Raw genomic sequence first — 17,741 nt, 5'->3', positions numbered from 1 at the left:
TTAGTCGCGGGAGCCGTACTCGGGTCCGCCCATCACGGCGTCGGAGGCGGAGACGGAGCTATCGCCCGGCACGGCGTCTGCCTGTGAGAACTGGGCGATGCCCAGGATGGTGACGACTCCCAGCGCTACGCCGACGACGGCGCTGCCCAGGGCGGGGCCGAGGGTGCGCTTGTTCAGGGAATCGGAATCGAAGGCCATGACCGCAGATCATAGCAGGCAGGTGGCCGAAAGTAGTTAGGCCTCGTCGGCGTCGTCCGTAATTTCCGGGGGCACGATGAAGACCGGAAGGCCCGCGTTGCGGACGATGTATTCGGCGGTGGAGTTGTTCCACAGCGAGCGGAAGCCGGTGAGCGCGCGGGTGCCGGTGACGATAACGTCCACATCGAGCTCCTGGGCGGCGTCCACGATGGCGCTTTGGATGGTGGAGACGGATTCCACCAGCTGGGCGTGGCCGCTCAATCCCAGAGACTCCGCCTTGGCGATGCCGCGGCGGCAGACCTCGAGGGCCTCCGCGTAGGCGGGGTCATCCTCCACGTTTTCGGGGTTCGGCGCCTGGTTGAGTCCGCTGCGGCTGACCGCGCGGGCGGCCTGGCGGGCGGCGGGTTCCCACGCGGTGAGGATCTCCACGTGGGTGGGGCGCAGCAGGTGTGCGGCGTAGTCCAAGGCACGGTCGGCGCGGGCGGAGCCGTCGTATGCGATCAGCATGGTCTCTCCGTTACTCATGTGACCATCCTAACAACCGGGTGTCGCCGCCGCGGGCGCTTCAGGCACACTGGTGGGTATGACTAAAGCCAGCTTCGTCCCAGTCCTCGCCGCGGCCTGCGCGCTTACCGCATGCGAGGGCCAGGTACCGGCGCGTGAAGGAGGCTCGTCGGCGGCCCCGGTGACGTCGGAAAGCGCGGCGTCCGCAGAGACACCAAGCACACCGAGCAGCGCGGCCCCGGCCAGCCCCGCGCCCGAGCAGCAGGACGTGCGCGCCCAGGCCGCCTCCCTGCTCATGCCGCCGGCGCTCAACTACGACGATGCGAAGGCGAAACTCGAGGCGGGCGTCGGCGGGCTGTTCATCCCCAGCTGGGCCGACCCGGAGCTGCTGGGCGACGGCCCCCGCGGCCTCAACGCCCTGCGGGAGGAGATAGGTCGCGATTTCGAGGCCTCCATCGACTTCGAGGGCGGCCGGGTGCAGCGCTTCTCCGAGGTGCTGGGGGATTATCCCTCCCCGCAGGCCATGGCCGCGGAGAAGAGCCCGGAGGAGGTCGAGGCCCTGGCCCGCGAGATTGGCCAGAGCCTGCGAGCCCACGGCCTGACGGTGGACTTCGCCCCGGTCCTGGACGTGGACGGCGGCGACCTCGAGGTGGTGGGGGACCGCGCCTTTTCCACCGATCCAGCCCAGGCCGGCGTGTACGGCGCGGCGTTTGCCCGCGGGCTCGACTCCGCCGGGGTGAAGGCCGTGTTCAAGCACTTCCCGGGCCACGGCCGCGCCTCCGGGGACACGCACTTAGGCCAGGCCGTCACCCCGCCGTTGGAGGAGCTGGCCGGCCACGAGTTTCTCCCCTTCCAGCAGGCCATTCCGGCCGCGCCGAACGCCGCGCTCATGATGGGCCACCTCGTGGTGCCGGGGCTGGGGGACCAGCCCACCTCCATCAACCCGCAGGCCTACCAGTTAGCGCGGGAGGAGCTGGGATTTAAGGGACTCATCTACACCGATGACCTGGGAGGAATGGCGTCCATCTCCGACACCCTGGGCGTGCCCGACGCCGTCGCTGCCGCCATCGCCGCCGGCGCGGACATGCCGCTGTGGTCTACGGATGATGACGTCGAGGCGGTGATCGACGCCGTCGTGCAGGCCGTGGAGGACGGTTCCATCGACCGCGCGCGCTTCGATGACGCCGTGCGTCAGATGGGCTCCGACTAGTAAAAACCCGCGCTTGGGCGATAGTGTCATATTCGTGAAAAAGTCAATCGGACACAGCCAGCACCGCCGCGAGCGCAGCCGCAGGGGGCTGCAGGTCACCCTCGGCGTGCTCGTGGGCCTCGTGCTCATCGCGGGCATCGCCTACGCCTGGGACGTTCTGGCTAACCAGCACAAGGTGCCGCGGGCGACGTCGGTAGGCGGCGTCGACATATCCCGCATGGAGCGCACCGCTGCCGTGCGCAAGCTCGAAGACGAGCTGGGGGATGTTGCCTTCCAGCCGGTGGAGGTGCGCTCCGGCGAGAAGAGCACCCAGCTCATCCCGCAGGACTCCGGCCTCGCGCTGAACTACCAGAAGGCCGTGGACGGCATCCCGGATGCCTCCCTCAACCCCTTCGCACGCCTCTACAGCTTTATCAAGCCCACCGAGGAAATCCCGGTGGCAGTGGACGTGGACGAGCAGGCCCTAGGCGGCGAGCTCGAGCGCGTGGGCAAGGACTTGAGCATCGAGCCCAAGGACGGCAACCTGGAGCTCATCAACGGCTCGCTCAAGGAAACCGCCCCGGAGCTGGGCCAGGCCGTTGACCAGGGCACCTTGCACAACGCGGTGGTGGACCACTGGCTGGATCCGGAAGGCGTGGACGTGACGCCCATGGTGGTGGAGCCGCGCATTAATGATGAGGCCATCGAGGCCATGCGCACGGGCGACGCCGCCCGCGCCCTGGATAACCCGCTGACCCTGAAGGGTGAGAACAACACCACCGGCACCCTGCGCAAGCCGGAGATTTCCCAGTTCGTCACCATCGCCGCTGAGGACGGTCAGCTGCGCCTCAAGGTGGACAAGGACCGCGCCCAGGAGCTTTTTGCGGAGCGCATGCAGGGCTCCGAGGTCCCCGGCACCAACGCCAAGATCTCCTTTAGCGGCACCAAGAAGCAGGTCACTCCTTCTGTCGACGGCTCCATCATCGACTGGGACAAGACCTTGGAGAAGTTTGAGGAGCGCGTTTCCTCCGACGATGACCGCGAGTGGGACGCCGACTACAAGCCGGACCCGGCCAAGTTCACCACCGAGATGGCGGAGAAGGCCACCTTCGACGACACCATCTCGGAGTTCTCCACCGGCGGCTTCTCCGGTGCTTCCGGCACCAACATCCGCCTGGTGGCCCAAGAGGTCAACGGCGCTGTGGTTAACCCGGGGGAGACCTTCTCCCTCAACGGCTACACCGGCCCCCGCGGCACCGCGCAGGGCTACGTGGAATCCGGCATCATCATCGACGGCCACGCAGGCACCGCGGTGGGCGGCGGCATTTCCCAGTTCGCCACCACGCTGTACAACGCCGCCTACTTCGCGGGCATGGAGGACACCGCCCACACGCCGCACTCCTACTACATCTCGCGCTACCCGGCCGGCCGCGAGGCCACCGTCTACGAGGGCGCGATTGACCTGCAGTTCACCAACACCTCGGATCACCCGGTGCGCATTGAGACCAGCTATGGCAAGGACATCACCGTGCGCTTCAAGGGCGTGAAGACCGTGGACGTGCAATCCATCAACAACGGCCGCTGGGCCAAGACGGATCCGCAGCGCATGACGGTGAAGGAGGACTGCTCGCCGTCGGGCGGCGCGCCGGGCTTTACCACCTCGGACACGCGCGTGATTAAGGACCTCTCCGGCAAGGAGCTCTCCCGGGAGACCACCACCACGGTCTATGACCCGCAGCCGATTGTCACCTGCGGTTAAGCCATGACGCGGCCGATGCACACCGCGGTGAAGGACCCCGCGGACGTCGATCAGCTAGCCCAGCATCCGGTGAAGTTCCGCCGCGTGGCCCGGCTGTTCTCGGCCCACCGCGGCACCCTGTTGCTGGTGACCGCGCTCATCGTGGCCACCTCGGGGCTGACCGTGGTGCAGCCCTTCCTGGTGCGCCGCACTGTCGATGACGCCATCCCCAACCACGACACCACTCTGCTGTTGTGGCTGGTCGGCGGCATGCTCGCCGTTACCGTGGTCTCCCAGGCCATCGGCGTGGTCCAGTCCTTTCTCTCCGCGCGCGTGGGGCACACCATCATGCACGAGCTGCGCACGCAGGTCTTTGCTAACCTGCAGCGCCAGTCCCTGCAGTTCTTCACCAACAACCGGGGCGGGGAGATCCAGTCCCGCCTCACTAACGACATCGCGGCCATGCGAGGCATGGTCACCACCACCGCAACCTCCGTGGCGAGCAACCTCACCATGACCGTGGCCACCCTGGTGGCCATGGTGGCTCTATCGCCCACGCTGTCCCTGCTTTCCCTGATTGTCCTGCCGCCCGCGGTGTGGCTGACGCGCCGCGCGGCCATCCTGCGCCGCAGCCTCATGGAGAAAAACTCTCGCGCGCAGGCAACATTGCAGCAGACCATTTCGGAGAATCTCTCTGTTTCCGGCATGCGCCTGGCGGCCACATTGGGCGCGCAGGGGCGCGTGTATGACACGTTTGAGACAACCTCACGTTCACTCATCCGCTTGGAGCTGGAATCACAGCTGGCCGGGCGTTGGCGCATGGCGCTGACCCAGATCATTTTCGGCGTGATGCCGGCGCTGATTTACCTGGTGGCTGGCCTGCGCCCGGGGATTACGATTGGCACGCTGATTGCCTTTTCCACGCTGCAGACCCAAATCTTCCGCCCGATTACCGGCCTGCTCAATGTGGGCGCGCAGTGGGTGGCGTCGATGGCGCTGTTTAGCCGCATCTTTGAGTACCTGGACTTAAAACCCGAGCTTCATGAGGTCACCGAGCCCGCGCAGCTTGCCGACGCCTCCCTCACCCTCCAGCACGTTTCCTACCGCTACCCCGGCACCGACACCGACGCGCTTTCCGAGGTCTCCCTGTCCATCCCCGCCCACACCACCACCGCCCTGGTGGGCCATACCGGCTCCGGCAAATCCACCATCGCCGCGCTCATGGCGCGCCTAGCCGATCCCACCGAAGGCTCCGTGCTCCTAGGCGGGGTGGACCTGCGCGAGGTGCCCGCCGAGCAGCGCTCAGGTGTTATCGGCGTGGTCTCTCAGGAGACCTACCTCATCCACGGCACGGTGCGCGAGAACCTCCTCTTTGCCCAGCCGGACGCCACCGAGGATCAGATGTGGTCCGCCCTCACCGCCGCCAACGTGGCCGACGTTGTTCGCGACCTTCCCGACGGCCTCGAGACCCTCGTGGGCTCGCGCGGCTACCGCTTCTCCGGCGGTGAGCAGCAGCGCCTCTCCCTGGCGCGCACACTGCTGCGCCGCCCGCAGGTGCTCATCCTCGATGAGGCCACCTCCGCCCTGGACAACGAAACCGAGCGCGCCATCCAGCAGGCCGTCTTCGGCGCACACGCCACCCGCCTGGTCATTGCGCACCGCCTGTCCACGATTTACGACGCCGACCAGATCGTCGTCCTCGACCACGGCCGCATCGCCGAACGCGGCACCCACGCCGAACTCCTCGCGCGCAACGGCGCCTACGCCGCGCTCCTTCGTGCCGCCGACGAGGCTCAGAGTACGTAGAGAGCTCTTGTCAGGAATCTTAACGCTATTAACTCTTTGGTACGTGGGCTGTTGAAGGCTGAGAATCTAAATGAGTTCAGGGTACCTTGAGCGCCCTTGGTGACGCTTCCTTTTATGGGTCATCAAAGGGGATGTTCTACCTGGTGGTATTGGCAGCATATATGGTTCGTTTCGCCGTCGTTGGAAGGTGCTCTCTGGGAAGCTATTCTCCTGCGTGAAGCTTGCATTCTATGTAACGGGTGTAAAATCGAACAGGCCTACCCCTTAAATGGGCAATGTGTTCAATTTCACACGAAACTAGATGACGTCTCGAAAACATTAGTTGAACTGCAGAAGGAGTCTTCACGTTTGGGTGGACCGTGCGGATTCTTGAGAGGTTTAGCCGGATTTGCGGGGGAGGAGCTTTAGTCGGGGACTTTGCCCAACACGCTGGGGGTAGAATCTAGTTATGTAATCCACAGGCTATCGTTAGTTAAGGTTGGGGCCTGCGTAGACGTTTCCGCCTGAAAACTACTCTCGGCAGGCGAAAGATTCTTAGCAACGAGTCAGATCATGGTGCGTGAACCGTGGGGAATGGATTGCACACAGCCAATGAGGCGCGGTGTCTCATTTCAGAACTCGTGTAAAGGACCAGTTTCCGTGAACAAGATCTCTCGTACCGCTCGTTCAGTTGCCTTCGCTGCTATCGCCGGACTCGCTTTGGGTGTTTCCGCTCCGGGTGCACTGGCCCAGGAGAATCCTGGCGCTGAGCAAGGGGCCGTGAACAAAGCAAACATCGATTTCACTAAGAAGGGCTCCATCACCCTCTTCAAGAAGAAGGGTGCCGAGACCACTAATCCGGCCACTGGTAAGGAAATGACGGGCGTCCCGGGTGAGGCTCTGTCTGGCGTGACCTACAAGATCACCAAGCTCGATTACGATCTGCAGAACGGTGATTGGGCAACGTTCCCGAAGACCGCTGCTGACGTCAAGGACGACAAGAAGACTGCGGAAACCAAGGAAGCAACCACCGGCACTGATGGCAAGGCAGCTTTCACTGATCTGCCATTGGGTATCTACTTGGTAGAGGAAACTAACGCTCCGGCCGGCATCGTTGCTGGTGCTCCGTTCATCGTGTCGGTCCCGATGGTCAACGAGGCTTCCGATGCCTGGAACTACGACGTCATTGCATACCCAAAGAACACGGAGACCAAGACCGAGAAGACTGTCAAGGATGCAGATAAGAACATCCAGGACGCGTACTCCTACACCATCAATGCGGATGCTCCGACTTGGGGAGCAGGCAAGAACCTGACTGCTTTCCGCTTCGAGGATCGGCTGGATCAGCGCCTGGACTTCCAGAAGGTCACTGAAGTAAAGGCTGGCGATACGGTTCTCACTGCGGGTGACTACACGGTCAATGACCCGAAGGCCAACGGCAACAAGCTTGTCGTAACCCTTACCGAGCAGGGCCTTGCCAAGGTCAAGTCCGGTGCCAAGATGTCCCTGACCTTCGAGGTTAAGCGCAAGGCGGTTGGCGACACCACTGAGCTGAAGAACCAGGCTGATGTCATCTTCAATAACCCGAACACCGGCAAGGAAGTCAAGAACCAGACCAACGAGGTCGTGACCTACCACGGCAAGCTCAAGGTTGTTAAGAAGGACGGCAAGGAGGCCGGCAAGGTCCTGGAAGGCGCTGAGTTCGAGCTCTACCGATGTGCCTCCGCGCAGGATAAGCTCGAGAACCCGCTGACGGTAAACGGCGCGAAAAAGTGGACCACCGGCGCCGACGGTACCTTCACCATCGATGGCCTGCACGTCACCGACTTCGAGGATGGCAAGGAGGTTGTTCCGGCAAGCAAGAAGTTCTGTCTGAAGGAGACCAAGGCTCCTGCTGGTTACGCGCTGCCGGAGAAAAATGTTACTGCGATTGACTTCACCCGCGACAACATCGCGAAGACTGGTGAACTGAACGGTGACGATAAGGTCACCCTCGTCTCCGAGATCGACAACATTAAGCAGGACACTCCGAACCTGCCGATGACCGGTGGCGCCGGTGTTGGCATCCTGGCTGCTATTGGTGCAGCGATTGTTGCTGCTGGTGCTTGGTTCGCCCGCCGTACCGCGCGTAATTAATAGCCGGGCGTAGTTCCGGTGGCGCAGACCGTCCAGCTGATGGTCTGCGCTGCGAGCCGGGTAGCCAAAATGGCTGTCCGGCCCAATGAGGGGACTGGGCTAGGTATAGATTCCGGTCCCCATTCTTTTTCTTTCGTTGTAATCCCGGTCGCGCTGCGCTAGCGCGTGGGACATTCTTTTGGGTGGTGCGGGTCGTTGACTACGGTGGTAGGCCAAAATGCAGGCCGACGGCACAGGCGCCGTGGAGGCCTAGTCCTTCCGGCGGTAGTCGTTGTCGTCGGGTTGTTGGTGATGCTGTACCCAGTGGTCTCGACCGCATGGAACAATTGGAACGCCTCGAGGGTGGCGCAGGAATATGCGCGACTGGATAAAGCGACACCGGCGCAGGTTCAGGATTCGGTTTGGGATGCTGCGCATGCATACAACGAGGAGCATACGTCGGGTCCGATTCTGGATCCGTGGCTGAACCGTATCGGGGTAGACAATCCCGACTATGAGGCTTATCTGAAGCAGTTGGGCGAGAACGAAGCGATGGCTCGACTCGTGTTCCCAGCGGTGGACGTTGATTTACCGGTGTTTCACGGCACCGCGGATAAGACACTGCAGCGTGGACTGGGACATTTATATGGTTCTGATTTGCCGGTAGGCGGATCAGGAACCCACTCCGTCATTACGGGGCATACGGGTCTGGCAAATTCGACGATGTTTGATCACCTCGACTCTGCCACCGAGGGAGACGTGTTCTACATCCAGGTTGCTGGCCACAAATTGAAGTACGTCGTCGACAGCATTCAAGTGGTTCTGCCGAGTGAAGTTGATGGTCTACGGCCAGTCGCCGATCAGGATTACGTCACGCTGATTACCTGCACCCCGTACGGGATCAACACACATCGCTTGTTGGTACGTGGCCATCAGGTTCCTATGGAGCCGGGGGAGGAGTCGGTATTTGAAGGCTCCCACGGCCCGGGTTGGCAATGGTGGATGTACGCACTGTTGGCTGCGGTGATTGTCATTGGTTGCTGGCTGGTGTGGTGGCTGCGACGGCAGAAGGCGGCCGGAGCACATGAAGTTATTAATGAGAAAAGTAGCGTGCGGGAGTAAGGCGATGAAGAGGTTGACAAATACATGGTCGGCCCGAATGGTTGCCGTCGGAGTAGCGTGTGCAATCGCGTTCGCGGGGCCGGGCATGGTTGCTGCGGAAGCGGTGCAGGTTGCCGGGCAACAGACTACTGGTGCGGAACGCACCGTAGATACGGATACGGTGACTGTTCGGCTTACGCAGGGCAATCCCGACGACGATGGGCAGGCACCTTCGGGAAAGATTCAGGGAGTCACGATACATCTGGCCCGGCTCGCCGGCCTAGATCCAAACAACGCTGACGATGTAGCACGCGTGCAAGACGCGGGTCTGGCCGAGGTTCGTGAATGGCGTACCGACGTGCACGTGGACCAGGTCACCGATGCCAATGGAGAAGTGACCTTTGACGGTCTAGCGGATGGCTTCTACGTAGTGACGTCGTCGGCGCCAGATAACTCCTACCGGGAGATCAACCCATTTGTGGTAGCGGTTCCATTCCACACTGTGGCGGACAATCCGAAACCAGTGCCAGGAGTAATTGTGGCCAAGACTCACAAACCGGGTGAAACACCAACGCCGCCCACGACGCCGACTACTCCGCCGTCGCATCCGAATACGCCGCAAACAACTCCAAACTATCCACCGACTAAGCCTGGGAATCCGCCACACCAACCCGAGACAACACCGTCGAGTACTCCAGGTGCAGGTAAGACCTCCACTCCGGCAGCTCCGTCGGGGAACAGTGGCTCATTGGCGATGACCGGTGCACAGGTACTCGGTGTGGTTGCCGCAGCGATGGTGTTGATCGCCACTGGTTTCGTGATGATTGCCTTTAGTCGCAGGAAGAATTCAGAAAGCGAGGGACGCTAATGTCCTGGACAGATGCTCACCCGGCCGAGCCGGTAGTGTACCGCTGGCGAGCTTTTGCGGCGTTCATTGCTGCACTGGCTCTCATTGTTGGTGTTGCTGCACCGGCTGCTCTGCCCGGAATCGTTGGTGCCGTCGCCGAAGCACAAACCACGGCTCTGCGCACCGAGCTCGATTCTGCAGACCAGCTGAGCCTGACTGCTGGCGACTCCGCAACATTTGAAGGCCACTTTGTTGACGCCGGAAACGTGGAGGAGTTGGAGTTCACTGTTGAGACTGCAGGACTGGAGTTCGAAGGCTCGGCCTACACACTGACTATCGACGGCGAAGAGATCCCCGTCCGCGAAGGAGACAACCTCGTTGTAAAATCAACCAGTTCTTCAGTGACTTTCCGAATCGCTGGCCTTTCTACTGACGTGCCAGCAGGGGCAGCTTTCTCACTGAAGATCCCAGCGGTCGCAGAGGAATCCGAACTGAGCGGGATGTCCGTCGACGTGCGTGGAGTAGCCGAGGAGACTACCAGCACGTCATCACCTGAATCCAGCGAAGCCTTAGAAGCCCCTTCGGAGGTGACTGAGCCGCTTGATATTGCTGACGTTGACGCGGCCCCAGCCCGTCTGATGGCGGCGCCGAACATTACCCCGTACGCTGCAGGCGACCGCACCATCACGATGGTAAACGATGGATACGTGCTCAAGGGAAGCCGCTATATCCCGAACTTTAAGATTCCGGCCGGTGAGCTTTTTGGCGGCCAGCTGTCCATTCCGCAAGGCACGGTGGTTACCCTCAAATCCAGCGTTAACAGTTATTTATCGACTAACCCTGATGACCTGACGATCTATTACACCGGTGCCAACGGAGGTTGGTATGAGGCGAAGGTGACCTACAAAAGGATTAGCGCCAAGGAATACCAAGTCATCCTGCCGCAGATTACTATTGGTGGCACCGCACAGATTCAGTTTAAGGGTGTTCACCGCGGGCCAGCCGATACAGTGTTTACAGCTTCCTTCACCGTTCCTGCGAAAGAGGAGTGCCAAGATCCGGTTACAAGCAGACAGCCAAAGCGCGATCTCACCCCAGCTGAATTTGCCGACGGTAGCCCTGTCTACGTTGTAACCAGTGAACCTAAGGATCTTCGCCGAGACACTTCCATTCTGAGCCGTCAAGTCAACCAAGGCCGAGACTTTCGCCAGGTGGGAGAGTCCACTCCCTGGGTGTACAATGCTCTAGCCTTTGATTCGAGTGATAACTGGCTCTATGCGGTGAGCCAGAGTCGCGGCCGAAATGGTGATCCTTGCTACCCGGCAGGAAATCTCCTTCAGATCAATCCGGCAACCGGTGAAGTATATAATCTTGGGCCTATTTTAAAGGCCGGAAGTACCGGTACCCCGTTTGAAACGAGCGGCGACCGGGATGTCCTCAACGCTGGCGTGTACACCAGCGAGGGATTCTTTGTGGCCAACACGTCCACTTCTGGTAGCCGTCACCTTTATAAGGTCGACGTCGACAAAGTCACGGCTCAACGCGTGCTAGGAAGCCAGAAGTCCTACTCGGAGGACTGGGCGGTGCTCCCGCAGGCCCAGAAGTATATGTGGGGTTTCCAGAGTAAGGCTCAGGCAGGCGACAAGCTTATCCTTGAACGCATTGACACACAGACCGGCGACATCAGGACCTGGGATCTCACCGGCATCAAGACCTTCGATGGGCGCACGATCTCGAACCCCTCTGCTTCTTGGGGCAAGGCGTGGACCTACTCCAATGGAAACCTGGGCTTTGGCTCGGGTAGTGCGAATGCGAATCAGCTGGGCTTTGAGCTAAAGATCACCAACCCAGATGATGATAGCCCGAAGTTCGAGCTGGTCAACATAATGAACAACCTGCCTGCTTCATTTAACACGGACGCGGCCTCCGACCTAGTTCCGCCACCGCCAGGGCTGCAATCAAACATTGCGGTGAAGAAGCAACGCTCGGAGACCAAGGTGGTAAACGGCGAGGTGCGTACTTTCTGGACCATCTCCGTGGAAAACACCACGGATAACACCAGTTCGGGCGGCACATTCTGGGAATACCTACCAACGGATACTCACTATGGAGTGAACGCTTCCGGTCCCACTGCGAAATTCGAGGGATTTGGAGCAGGATCTACCGAGGTCAACGGTCAAAAGCCCGGGCCTGATCAGATTGCGCCGGGAACTGGTATTTATGCAGGCATGATTGTCCCATCCGGAGCGGACGGTGAGTCCCGATACATGATGGGCTATGTTGGTACTCTTCCAGGGCACGCGAAGGTAGAGTATGTCGTCTCTGCGCCGGTGCGAACAGATGAATACGGGAACCTCAAGACGGTATGTAGTCCGAACAAGGTTGCTTTCCAGGCTACGGACGGGGAGTCTAGCCCGGCTGAAGATGACAACGTCGCTACTGAAGCCTGTTTCAATAAGGTTGCCGTCGACAGCACACCGCAACCTGTTCCTGGTGCAGCGAATGAATATACCGCGAAGTACAACGTCGTAGTTGAGGCACCGGACGCACCTGGCTTCGACACCAACGACGTGATCTACGGCAAGCTCACGGACACCCCGAGGTTTGTTGGTGCTGCCACGGTTACTGGGGCCACTGTGATCTTCAAGGACGAGTTCAACAAGACCAGCCAGCCGCGTGCGTACCAAGGTCCGGCCCCTTTGAGCTCAACAAGAATGACACTCCGAAGATCATTAAACCCAAGGGTGTTGACGGAAGCACTGGGCAGCACGTCTACGAGGTAACGGTGCGCTTCAAGCTGGATCGTTCAAAACTGGACAGCACCTCTGTACCCGCCGGCTACCCGAGCCAACCTTCAGGAAACACCCGCTGCTACACCAAGGGTGGCCTGTACGAGCCTAAATTTGGCCTCATGAATGAGGCAGAAATGGGCGGCTGGAAGGATACTGACTGTATCCCGCTGGGGACCAAGGAAACGATGGACGTCCTGCTCGAAAAGGCGAGCTATAACCCGGACAACCCGGACGAGATCCAAACCGACGGTTTGCTTGGCGGCGCGCAGTTCACCGTCCACCGCAGTGATGCTAACGGCAACCTGAAGCTAAACGCGGATGGCAGCGTCAACGTTGATGCTAACCCCGTGGTGAAGCAGTCCACGACCACCACCACAGGCCGCGTCAAGCTCGAAGGCTTGGATGCCCCTGGCGTTTATTACCTCATCGAGACGAAGGCGCCGAACGGCTATAACCTGCTGCCCGCGCCGATCAAGTTCTCGACGGAGTGGGATCAGAATGGCAATGCAGTCATCAAGGTGCTCTCCGGAGGGACCGCGATCACCAGTAATAGGTGCGCTGAGTCTGACACCGCTGCTAATTGCGTGAAGAAGATCGGCGTCCTTCAGGTCGCTGACATCACCAAGGGTGCACTGCCCAAGACCGGTGGTGAGGGCGTAGGCCTGTGGGCTCTCGCTGGCGCCGCAATTGTCGCGGCAGGGTGCCTCGCTTTGCGACGCCGCTGGGTATAGAACCACCGCTTGCGGCTACTTTTAGAAAAGGCCCGCTCTTCCAGGGAAGGGCGGGCCTTATTGCATGTTCATTGGCGGTTAGGAGTCTTGCGGGTCGTCGTCAAGCGCGGTGTCCTTGGCGTTGCTGACATATTTGCGCCACCAGTAGATGAGCAGAAGCACGATGATGGCAGTGGCAGCCAGGATGGCCCACATCCACCACTGCCAGTGAACACCCGAGCTGTTGAATGCGGCCTCGTCTTCCGGATCCATCGGCACTCGGTGGCCGGTGACGAGCAAGCGGTGGGTATTTACGCCGTAGGGAGTGCAGGTAATGAGCGTAACGAGGTCCTGGCCAGGCTCACGGTGAAGCGAGCTGGTGTCTGCGGGCTCGACGACGCGAATATCGTGCACCTCGTACTTGAGCTTCTCGCCGCCGGCGGCGATATAGAAAGCATCACCCTTCTTGACCTTGGTCAGGTTGTCCCACAGCGTGGCGTTTTGTAGGCCCGTGTGAGCGGAAAGTGCTGCGTGCCGGCCCTCACCATCACCTACGCCGCCGACAGGTAAGTCCGTGCCATAGAGGTGGCCAGCGCCGCGAGAAAGTGCCTTTTCTGAGGTGCCGTGATAAATGGGCAGATCGGAATTGATGGAGGGGATAACAATGCGGCCCATGGCATCGGTCTCCGACAATACAGACAGGTATTGGCGGTAGCGCTGGTATTCGGGAGAGTCTTCGTCATCGGTGGTGGTCCAAGCGTCTTCCACACTGATGTGGCCCAGCTGCGCGTTGTAAGACTGCGCCTCGTCCCACGCGGTGTGCAGTACCTCAGGCGGGGCTTGCTTTTCCAGCTTGGCGTATTCCTCCGCGGCGCGGGATTGGGTGTGGTTGTTCCACTGCGTGGCCACGACGGGGTAGAGCAAGACACCGAGGCCGACGAGAATCAGGATCAACGCGATGATGGCGTTGTGGTTGGTGCCTTTTTTCTTGGCTGCGTCGGTGATTCCCGCTGGTTCGTGCTTGCCCATTGTGTCCTGCCTGTGTGGGGTCTGTTGCCGCACGCCCTGGTGCTGACGTGGGGTACATAAAGTGAGTGTTAGAACCTCAGACTAGATCGGAGAGAAACTGAAACTGTGTCTAGTCGCCGATAACGAAGCACAGGGCTTCATACCGATTCAGAGTTGCCTCGTCGATGGCCGAGATTTGATCAACCGCGCGCTGTTCGCGGAGCTCATCGATTGTGCGGGGCGCAAGATCTTGAAGTATATGCTCACGCTCAGCGCGAAGCTCTGCTGTGGTTTTGGGCGTGAAAATAGGGGCTGTCATGGTCCATCCTGTAGGTATGAAATTAGTCCATGAACTGGGAAAACAAGTGGAGCCGACGACGGGAATCGAACCCGCGCCAGCAGCTTGGGAAGCTGCAGTTCTACCATTAAACTACGTCGGCGCAATGCAGAATGTGCATCGTCGTAAAGCTTAGCACCGCCGCCGCCCGAGGCCATAAAAGGCCCAGTGGGGAGGTAGACTGTGTGCCGTGCTTCTTTCAGATCGTGACATTCGTGCTGCCATCGCTACCGAGGGGCCAGAGGCCTTGGGCATCGAGCCTTATGACGCCGAGATGGTCCAGCCCTCCTCCGTCGACGTGCGCTTGGACAGGTTCTTCCGCGTGTTTAATAACTCGCGCTACACGCACATTGACCCCAAGGAGGAAATGCCGGACCTGACCAGTGAGGTCGAGGTGGCGGACGGAGACGCCTTCGTCCTGCACCCGGGCGAGTTCGTGCTGGGCGCGACACTGGAAAAATTCACCCTGCCAGTGAACCTAGCGGGTCGTTTGGAGGGTAAGTCCTCACTGGGCCGTTTGGGGCTGCTGACGCACTCGACCGCGGGCTTTATTGACCCGGGCTTTTCCGGCCACATCACGCTGGAGCTGTCCAACACCGCGAACCTGCCTATTACTCTGTGGCCGGGGATGAAGGTAGGCCAGCTGGCCATCTTCCAGATGTCGTCGCCCGCGGAGGCGCCGTACGGTTCCGGAGCGCTGGGCTCGAAGTACCAGGGGCAGCGCGGGCCGACGCCGTCGAAGTCCTATCTGAACTTCCGTTAAACTTTTTGCCCTCACCGCGCAGGCTCCGCGCATGCCGCCTAAAATGGCTGGTTATGCGTATGACTGTTATTGGTACCGGATACCTGGGTGCAACCCATGCCGCCTGCATGGCGGAGCTTGGACACGAGGTACTCGGTGTAGATGTAGATGACAAAAAGATCGAGGCTCTCAAGAACGGCCGCGTGCCGTTCTACGAGCCCGGCCTGCCGGAGGTTCTCGAGCGCAACATCGAGGCCGACCGTCTGGGGTTTTCCACCAGCTACGACGACGCCGCGGAGTTTGCGAACCTGCACTTTCTGGGCGTCGGCACTCCGCAGCGGCACGGTTCCTATGCCGCTGACCTGACCTACGTGAAGTCCGTCATTTCGGAGCTCGTGCCGCGCCTGAAGGGCGAGCACATCATCTTTGGTAAGTCCACCGTCCCGGTGGGCACGGCGGCGGAGCTGCAGAAGATGGCCGATGACCTCGCCCCGGAGGGCACCAGCGTGGAGATCGCGTGGAACCCGGAGTTCCTGCGTGAGGGCTACGCCGTCAAGGACACCATCAGCCCGGACCGCATCGTCCTCGGCGTTGGCGAGGGCGAGACCCACGCCGAGGAGATCGCGCGCGAGGTCTACGCGCAGCCGCTGGCGCAGAACACCCCGTTCATCGTCACGGACCTGCAGACCGCGGAGCTGGTCAAGGTCTCCGCCAACGCCTTCCTCGCCACCAAGATTTCCTTCATCAACGCTGTGTCCGAAATCTGCGAGATTGCCGGTGCGGACGTGGTCAAGCTTGCCGACGCAATCGGGTACGACGAGCGCATCGGCCGCAAGTTCCTGGGCGCTGGCCTGGGCTTCGGCGGCGGCTGCCTGCCCAAGGACATCCGCGCGTTCATGGCCCGTGCTGGTGAGCTCGGCGCCGATCAGGCCCTGACCTTCCTCCGCGAGGTCGACGCCATCAACATGCGCCGCCGCGACCGCGTGGTGGACCTGGCCAAGCACGCCTTCGACGGCTCGCTGCTGGGCCACCGCGTGACCGTCCTGGGCTGCGCGTTCAAGCCGAATTCCGACGATGTGCGCGATTCGCCGGCCCTCGCCGTGGCCGGCTCGCTGTCCCTGGCGGGTGCCGCCGTGACGGTCTACGACCCGGAGGGTATGGAGAACGCGAAGAAGGTGTTCCCGACGTTGAATTACGCCCCGACTGCCGACGCCGCCCTGCAGGACTCCGAGCTGGTCATCCTCGCCACCGAGTGGCAGGAGTTCCGCGACCTCGACCCGGCTGCGGCCGGCGAGCTCGTGGCCAACCGCCACATCATCGATGGCCGCAACGTCCTCAACGTCGATGCTTGGCGTGCCGCCGGCTGGACTGTTGACGCTCTCGGCCGTGTCCTTCCGGCATCGTAAACGCCGCAATTGCCGTGGTCAGTGGCACCGCGAGGGTCAAGGCCATGGCGCCCAGCAGCGAGCGCATGACCTCCGTTGCCACGAGATCGCTGGAGAGGATCTGACCCGCTGGGCGCTGCGCCGCCGTAATGAGAATGAGTAGCGGCAGCGCGGCACCGGTGTAGGTCAGCACGATGGTGTACACCACGGACGCGATGTGGTCGCGTCCCACCTTCATCGCGGACGCAAAGAGCTTTCCGGGCCCCGCCGAAGGGTCGGCTGCATGCAGCTCCCGCACGGTCGAAGCCTGCGCGACCGCGATGTCGTTGAGGCTGCCCAACGCGCCCACAATGAACCCGCACAGCAGCACGCCCACAACGGGCACCCCGGGCATGTAGAGCAGCAACTTGAGGTTGTCTTCCGAGCTTGCGCCGGTCAACGCCGTGCTGCTTATCGACGCCCACCCCAGCGCCCCCGCAACCCCTAACGCCACGAGCGCGCCACCCAACGCCGAGGCGGACTTCCAGTTCACGCCGTGGACAAGCGGTACGACGAGGAAGAGAATCGCAGCACAGGCTGCCAAGGCTAGCGGCAGCGGTGGGTGTCCTTCGACTAGTGAAGGTACGAGGTAGAACAAGACGATAGCCAAGCTAATCCCCAGACCCGCCATCGCGCGCAGGCCATGCCACGCGGCAAAGCCGACGATGATGACCGCCGCGATGATGGCCCACAGCGCGAGGTTGCCGCCGCGTCGGTAGTCGGCGAAGGCGTACGTTCCGTCTGCTGAGCGCGACAGCATTACCTCATCGCCGGGATTCAGTGTGGGGTCGCCCGCCACCCCATAGAACACGAGCTGTGTGATGCGGCCTTGGTCTTCGCCGGAGGTAAGGTCAAGGAGTACGCGAGTACAGGATGTGTCATCGCCGGAGGCGGGGATGAGTGGCGCCTCGTCGAAGGCCGTGCCCGTGTGTGGGTCGCTGCACAAATGGTTATCCACAGTCGTCACCGTGCCGTCAACCTGCGGCTGGTTGAGCGCATACGTTGACGCGAAGTCGGGGCTGGTGTGCTCGGTCAAGGCACTGGTGGGGCGGAGAATAAACAGGCCAGCTACCGTTGCGAGCGCTGCCACTGCCAAGAATCCAAGTAGTCCCACCCGCCACGGGCTTAGGCTAGTCATACCTACTATTGTGAACGATTGTCATAAGAATGAAAACTTATGCTGATGCGTTCAACAAGTTATCCACAGGCTGGCGGCGGCACTGTTGTGTGGTGCGGGTGGGGCGTTTAGCG

15 protein-coding genes and 1 tRNA gene are annotated in these 17,741 nt (G+C 61.2%); 10 read left to right on the top strand and 6 right to left on the bottom strand.

The features are described from left to right. Both ACLI1P_RS12035 and ACLI1P_RS12030 read right to left on the bottom strand, forming a co-directional pair. Nucleotides 1-198, bottom strand: coding sequence for a DUF2613 domain-containing protein (locus ACLI1P_RS12035; RefSeq protein WP_408929697.1), 198 nt, complete (start codon nt 196-198; stop codon nt 1-3). 36 nt (nt 199-234) lie between these two features. Continuing rightward, on the bottom strand, nt 235-723 hold the full coding sequence (locus ACLI1P_RS12030; RefSeq protein ID WP_411708987.1) for a universal stress protein: 489 nt from the start codon (nt 721-723) through the stop codon (nt 235-237). Between the two features lie 58 nt (nt 724-781). Between ACLI1P_RS12030 and ACLI1P_RS12025 the strand changes: the two genes are divergently transcribed. The 8 genes from ACLI1P_RS12025 to ACLI1P_RS11990 all read left to right on the top strand — a co-directional run bounded on the left by ACLI1P_RS12025 (nt 782) and on the right by ACLI1P_RS11990 (nt 13,000). Next, nucleotides 782-1,912 (top strand): glycoside hydrolase family 3 N-terminal domain-containing protein, encoded by a 1,131-nt coding sequence (locus ACLI1P_RS12025; protein WP_411708986.1) that lies wholly within the window; start codon nt 782-784, stop codon nt 1,910-1,912. Between the two features lie 34 nt (nt 1,913-1,946). Continuing rightward, a complete protein-coding gene (locus ACLI1P_RS12020; protein WP_411708985.1) occupies nt 1,947-3,650 on the top strand; it encodes a VanW family protein in 1,704 nt (567 codons plus the stop codon). Nucleotides 3,651-3,653: 3 nt separating this feature from the next. Beyond that, nucleotides 3,654-5,435 (top strand): ABC transporter ATP-binding protein, encoded by a 1,782-nt coding sequence (locus tag ACLI1P_RS12015; protein ID WP_411708984.1) that lies wholly within the window; start codon nt 3,654-3,656, stop codon nt 5,433-5,435. A gap of 639 nt (nt 5,436-6,074) precedes the next feature. Beyond that, complete coding sequence (locus ACLI1P_RS12010) at nt 6,075-7,550, top strand: SpaH/EbpB family LPXTG-anchored major pilin (protein WP_411708983.1); 1,476 nt, start codon at nt 6,075-6,077, stop codon at nt 7,548-7,550. A gap of 195 nt (nt 7,551-7,745) precedes the next feature. After that, nucleotides 7,746-8,651, top strand: a complete 906-nt coding sequence (locus tag ACLI1P_RS12005) for a class C sortase (RefSeq protein ID WP_250409128.1) — start codon at nt 7,746-7,748, stop codon at nt 8,649-8,651. Further along, nucleotides 8,614-9,498 (top strand): surface anchored protein, encoded by an 885-nt coding sequence (locus tag ACLI1P_RS12000; protein WP_250409129.1) that lies wholly within the window; start codon nt 8,614-8,616, stop codon nt 9,496-9,498. The genes ACLI1P_RS12005 and ACLI1P_RS12000 overlap by 38 nt, the downstream gene beginning before the upstream one ends. Continuing rightward, the gene (locus ACLI1P_RS11995) at nt 9,498-12,260 is read left to right on the top strand and encodes a DUF6923 family protein (protein WP_411708982.1); all 2,763 of its coding nucleotides are present in this window, start codon (nt 9,498-9,500) and stop codon (nt 12,258-12,260) included. The genes ACLI1P_RS12000 and ACLI1P_RS11995 overlap by 1 nt, the downstream gene beginning before the upstream one ends. A 128-nt stretch (nt 12,261-12,388) precedes the next feature. Continuing rightward, entirely contained in the window at nt 12,389-13,000 is a 612-nt protein-coding gene (locus ACLI1P_RS11990) for a prealbumin-like fold domain-containing protein (protein WP_411708981.1), read from the top strand. Nucleotides 13,001-13,078: 78 nt separating this feature from the next. Here ACLI1P_RS11990 and ACLI1P_RS11985 read toward each other — a convergent pair whose 3' ends face one another. The 3 genes from ACLI1P_RS11985 to ACLI1P_RS11975 form a co-directional block, all read right to left on the bottom strand. Beyond that, nucleotides 13,079-14,008, bottom strand: coding sequence for a class C sortase (locus ACLI1P_RS11985; RefSeq protein WP_411708980.1), 930 nt, complete (start codon nt 14,006-14,008; stop codon nt 13,079-13,081). 109 nt (nt 14,009-14,117) lie between these two features. Continuing rightward, the gene (locus tag ACLI1P_RS11980; RefSeq protein WP_411708979.1) at nt 14,118-14,306 is read right to left on the bottom strand and encodes a hypothetical protein; all 189 of its coding nucleotides are present in this window, start codon (nt 14,304-14,306) and stop codon (nt 14,118-14,120) included. 47 nt (nt 14,307-14,353) lie between these two features. Then, nucleotides 14,354-14,427 (bottom strand) — tRNA-Gly (locus ACLI1P_RS11975). 87 nt (nt 14,428-14,514) lie between these two features. Here ACLI1P_RS11975 and dcd point away from each other — a divergent pair. Together dcd and ACLI1P_RS11965 are read left to right on the top strand one after the other, a co-directional pair. Next, on the top strand, nt 14,515-15,087 hold the full coding sequence (gene dcd / locus ACLI1P_RS11970) for a dCTP deaminase (RefSeq protein WP_411708978.1): 573 nt from the start codon (nt 14,515-14,517) through the stop codon (nt 15,085-15,087). A 53-nt stretch (nt 15,088-15,140) separates the two neighbouring features. After that, on the top strand, nt 15,141-16,472 hold the full coding sequence (locus ACLI1P_RS11965; RefSeq protein WP_411708977.1) for a UDP-glucose dehydrogenase family protein: 1,332 nt from the start codon (nt 15,141-15,143) through the stop codon (nt 16,470-16,472). Here ACLI1P_RS11965 and ACLI1P_RS11960 read toward each other — a convergent pair. Continuing rightward, nucleotides 16,402-17,628: a YibE/F family protein gene (locus ACLI1P_RS11960; protein ID WP_296134129.1), complete on the bottom strand. Its 1,227-nt coding sequence runs from the start codon at nt 17,626-17,628 to the stop codon at nt 16,402-16,404. The two genes, ACLI1P_RS11965 and ACLI1P_RS11960, sit on opposite strands and share 71 nt — an antisense overlap. Nucleotides 17,629-17,741 lie beyond the last annotated feature (113 nt).

Source organism: Corynebacterium tardum, from assembly GCF_046717785.1.
Classification (GTDB): Bacteria; Actinomycetota; Actinomycetes; order Mycobacteriales; family Mycobacteriaceae; genus Corynebacterium.
Note: the sequence above shows the minus strand (reverse complement) of the source record. Positions and strands in the feature narration are given on the sequence as shown.

What these genes read in the sequence shown, in the direction of transcription:
- ACLI1P_RS12035 (WP_408929697.1), bottom strand. Translation starts at nt 198, where the DNA reads ATGGCCTTCGATTCCGATTCCCTGAACAAGCGCACCCTCGGCCCCGCC.
- ACLI1P_RS12030 (WP_411708987.1), bottom strand. Translation starts at nt 723, where the DNA reads ATGAGTAACGGAGAGACCATGCTGATCGCATACGACGGCTCCGCCCGC.
- ACLI1P_RS12025 (WP_411708986.1), top strand. Translation starts at nt 782, where the DNA reads ATGACTAAAGCCAGCTTCGTCCCAGTCCTCGCCGCGGCCTGCGCGCTT.
- ACLI1P_RS12015 (WP_411708984.1), top strand. Translation starts at nt 3,654, where the DNA reads ATGACGCGGCCGATGCACACCGCGGTGAAGGACCCCGCGGACGTCGAT.
- ACLI1P_RS12000 (WP_250409129.1), top strand. Translation starts at nt 8,614, where the DNA reads ATGAAGTTATTAATGAGAAAAGTAGCGTGCGGGAGTAAGGCGATGAAG.
- ACLI1P_RS11995 (WP_411708982.1), top strand. Translation starts at nt 9,498, where the DNA reads ATGTCCTGGACAGATGCTCACCCGGCCGAGCCGGTAGTGTACCGCTGG.
- ACLI1P_RS11990 (WP_411708981.1), top strand. Translation starts at nt 12,389, where the DNA reads ATGAATGAGGCAGAAATGGGCGGCTGGAAGGATACTGACTGTATCCCG.
- ACLI1P_RS11985 (WP_411708980.1), bottom strand. Translation starts at nt 14,008, where the DNA reads ATGGGCAAGCACGAACCAGCGGGAATCACCGACGCAGCCAAGAAAAAA.
- ACLI1P_RS11980 (WP_411708979.1), bottom strand. Translation starts at nt 14,306, where the DNA reads ATGACAGCCCCTATTTTCACGCCCAAAACCACAGCAGAGCTTCGCGCT.
- ACLI1P_RS11965 (WP_411708977.1), top strand. Translation starts at nt 15,141, where the DNA reads ATGCGTATGACTGTTATTGGTACCGGATACCTGGGTGCAACCCATGCC.
- ACLI1P_RS11960 (WP_296134129.1), bottom strand. Translation starts at nt 17,628, where the DNA reads ATGACTAGCCTAAGCCCGTGGCGGGTGGGACTACTTGGATTCTTGGCA.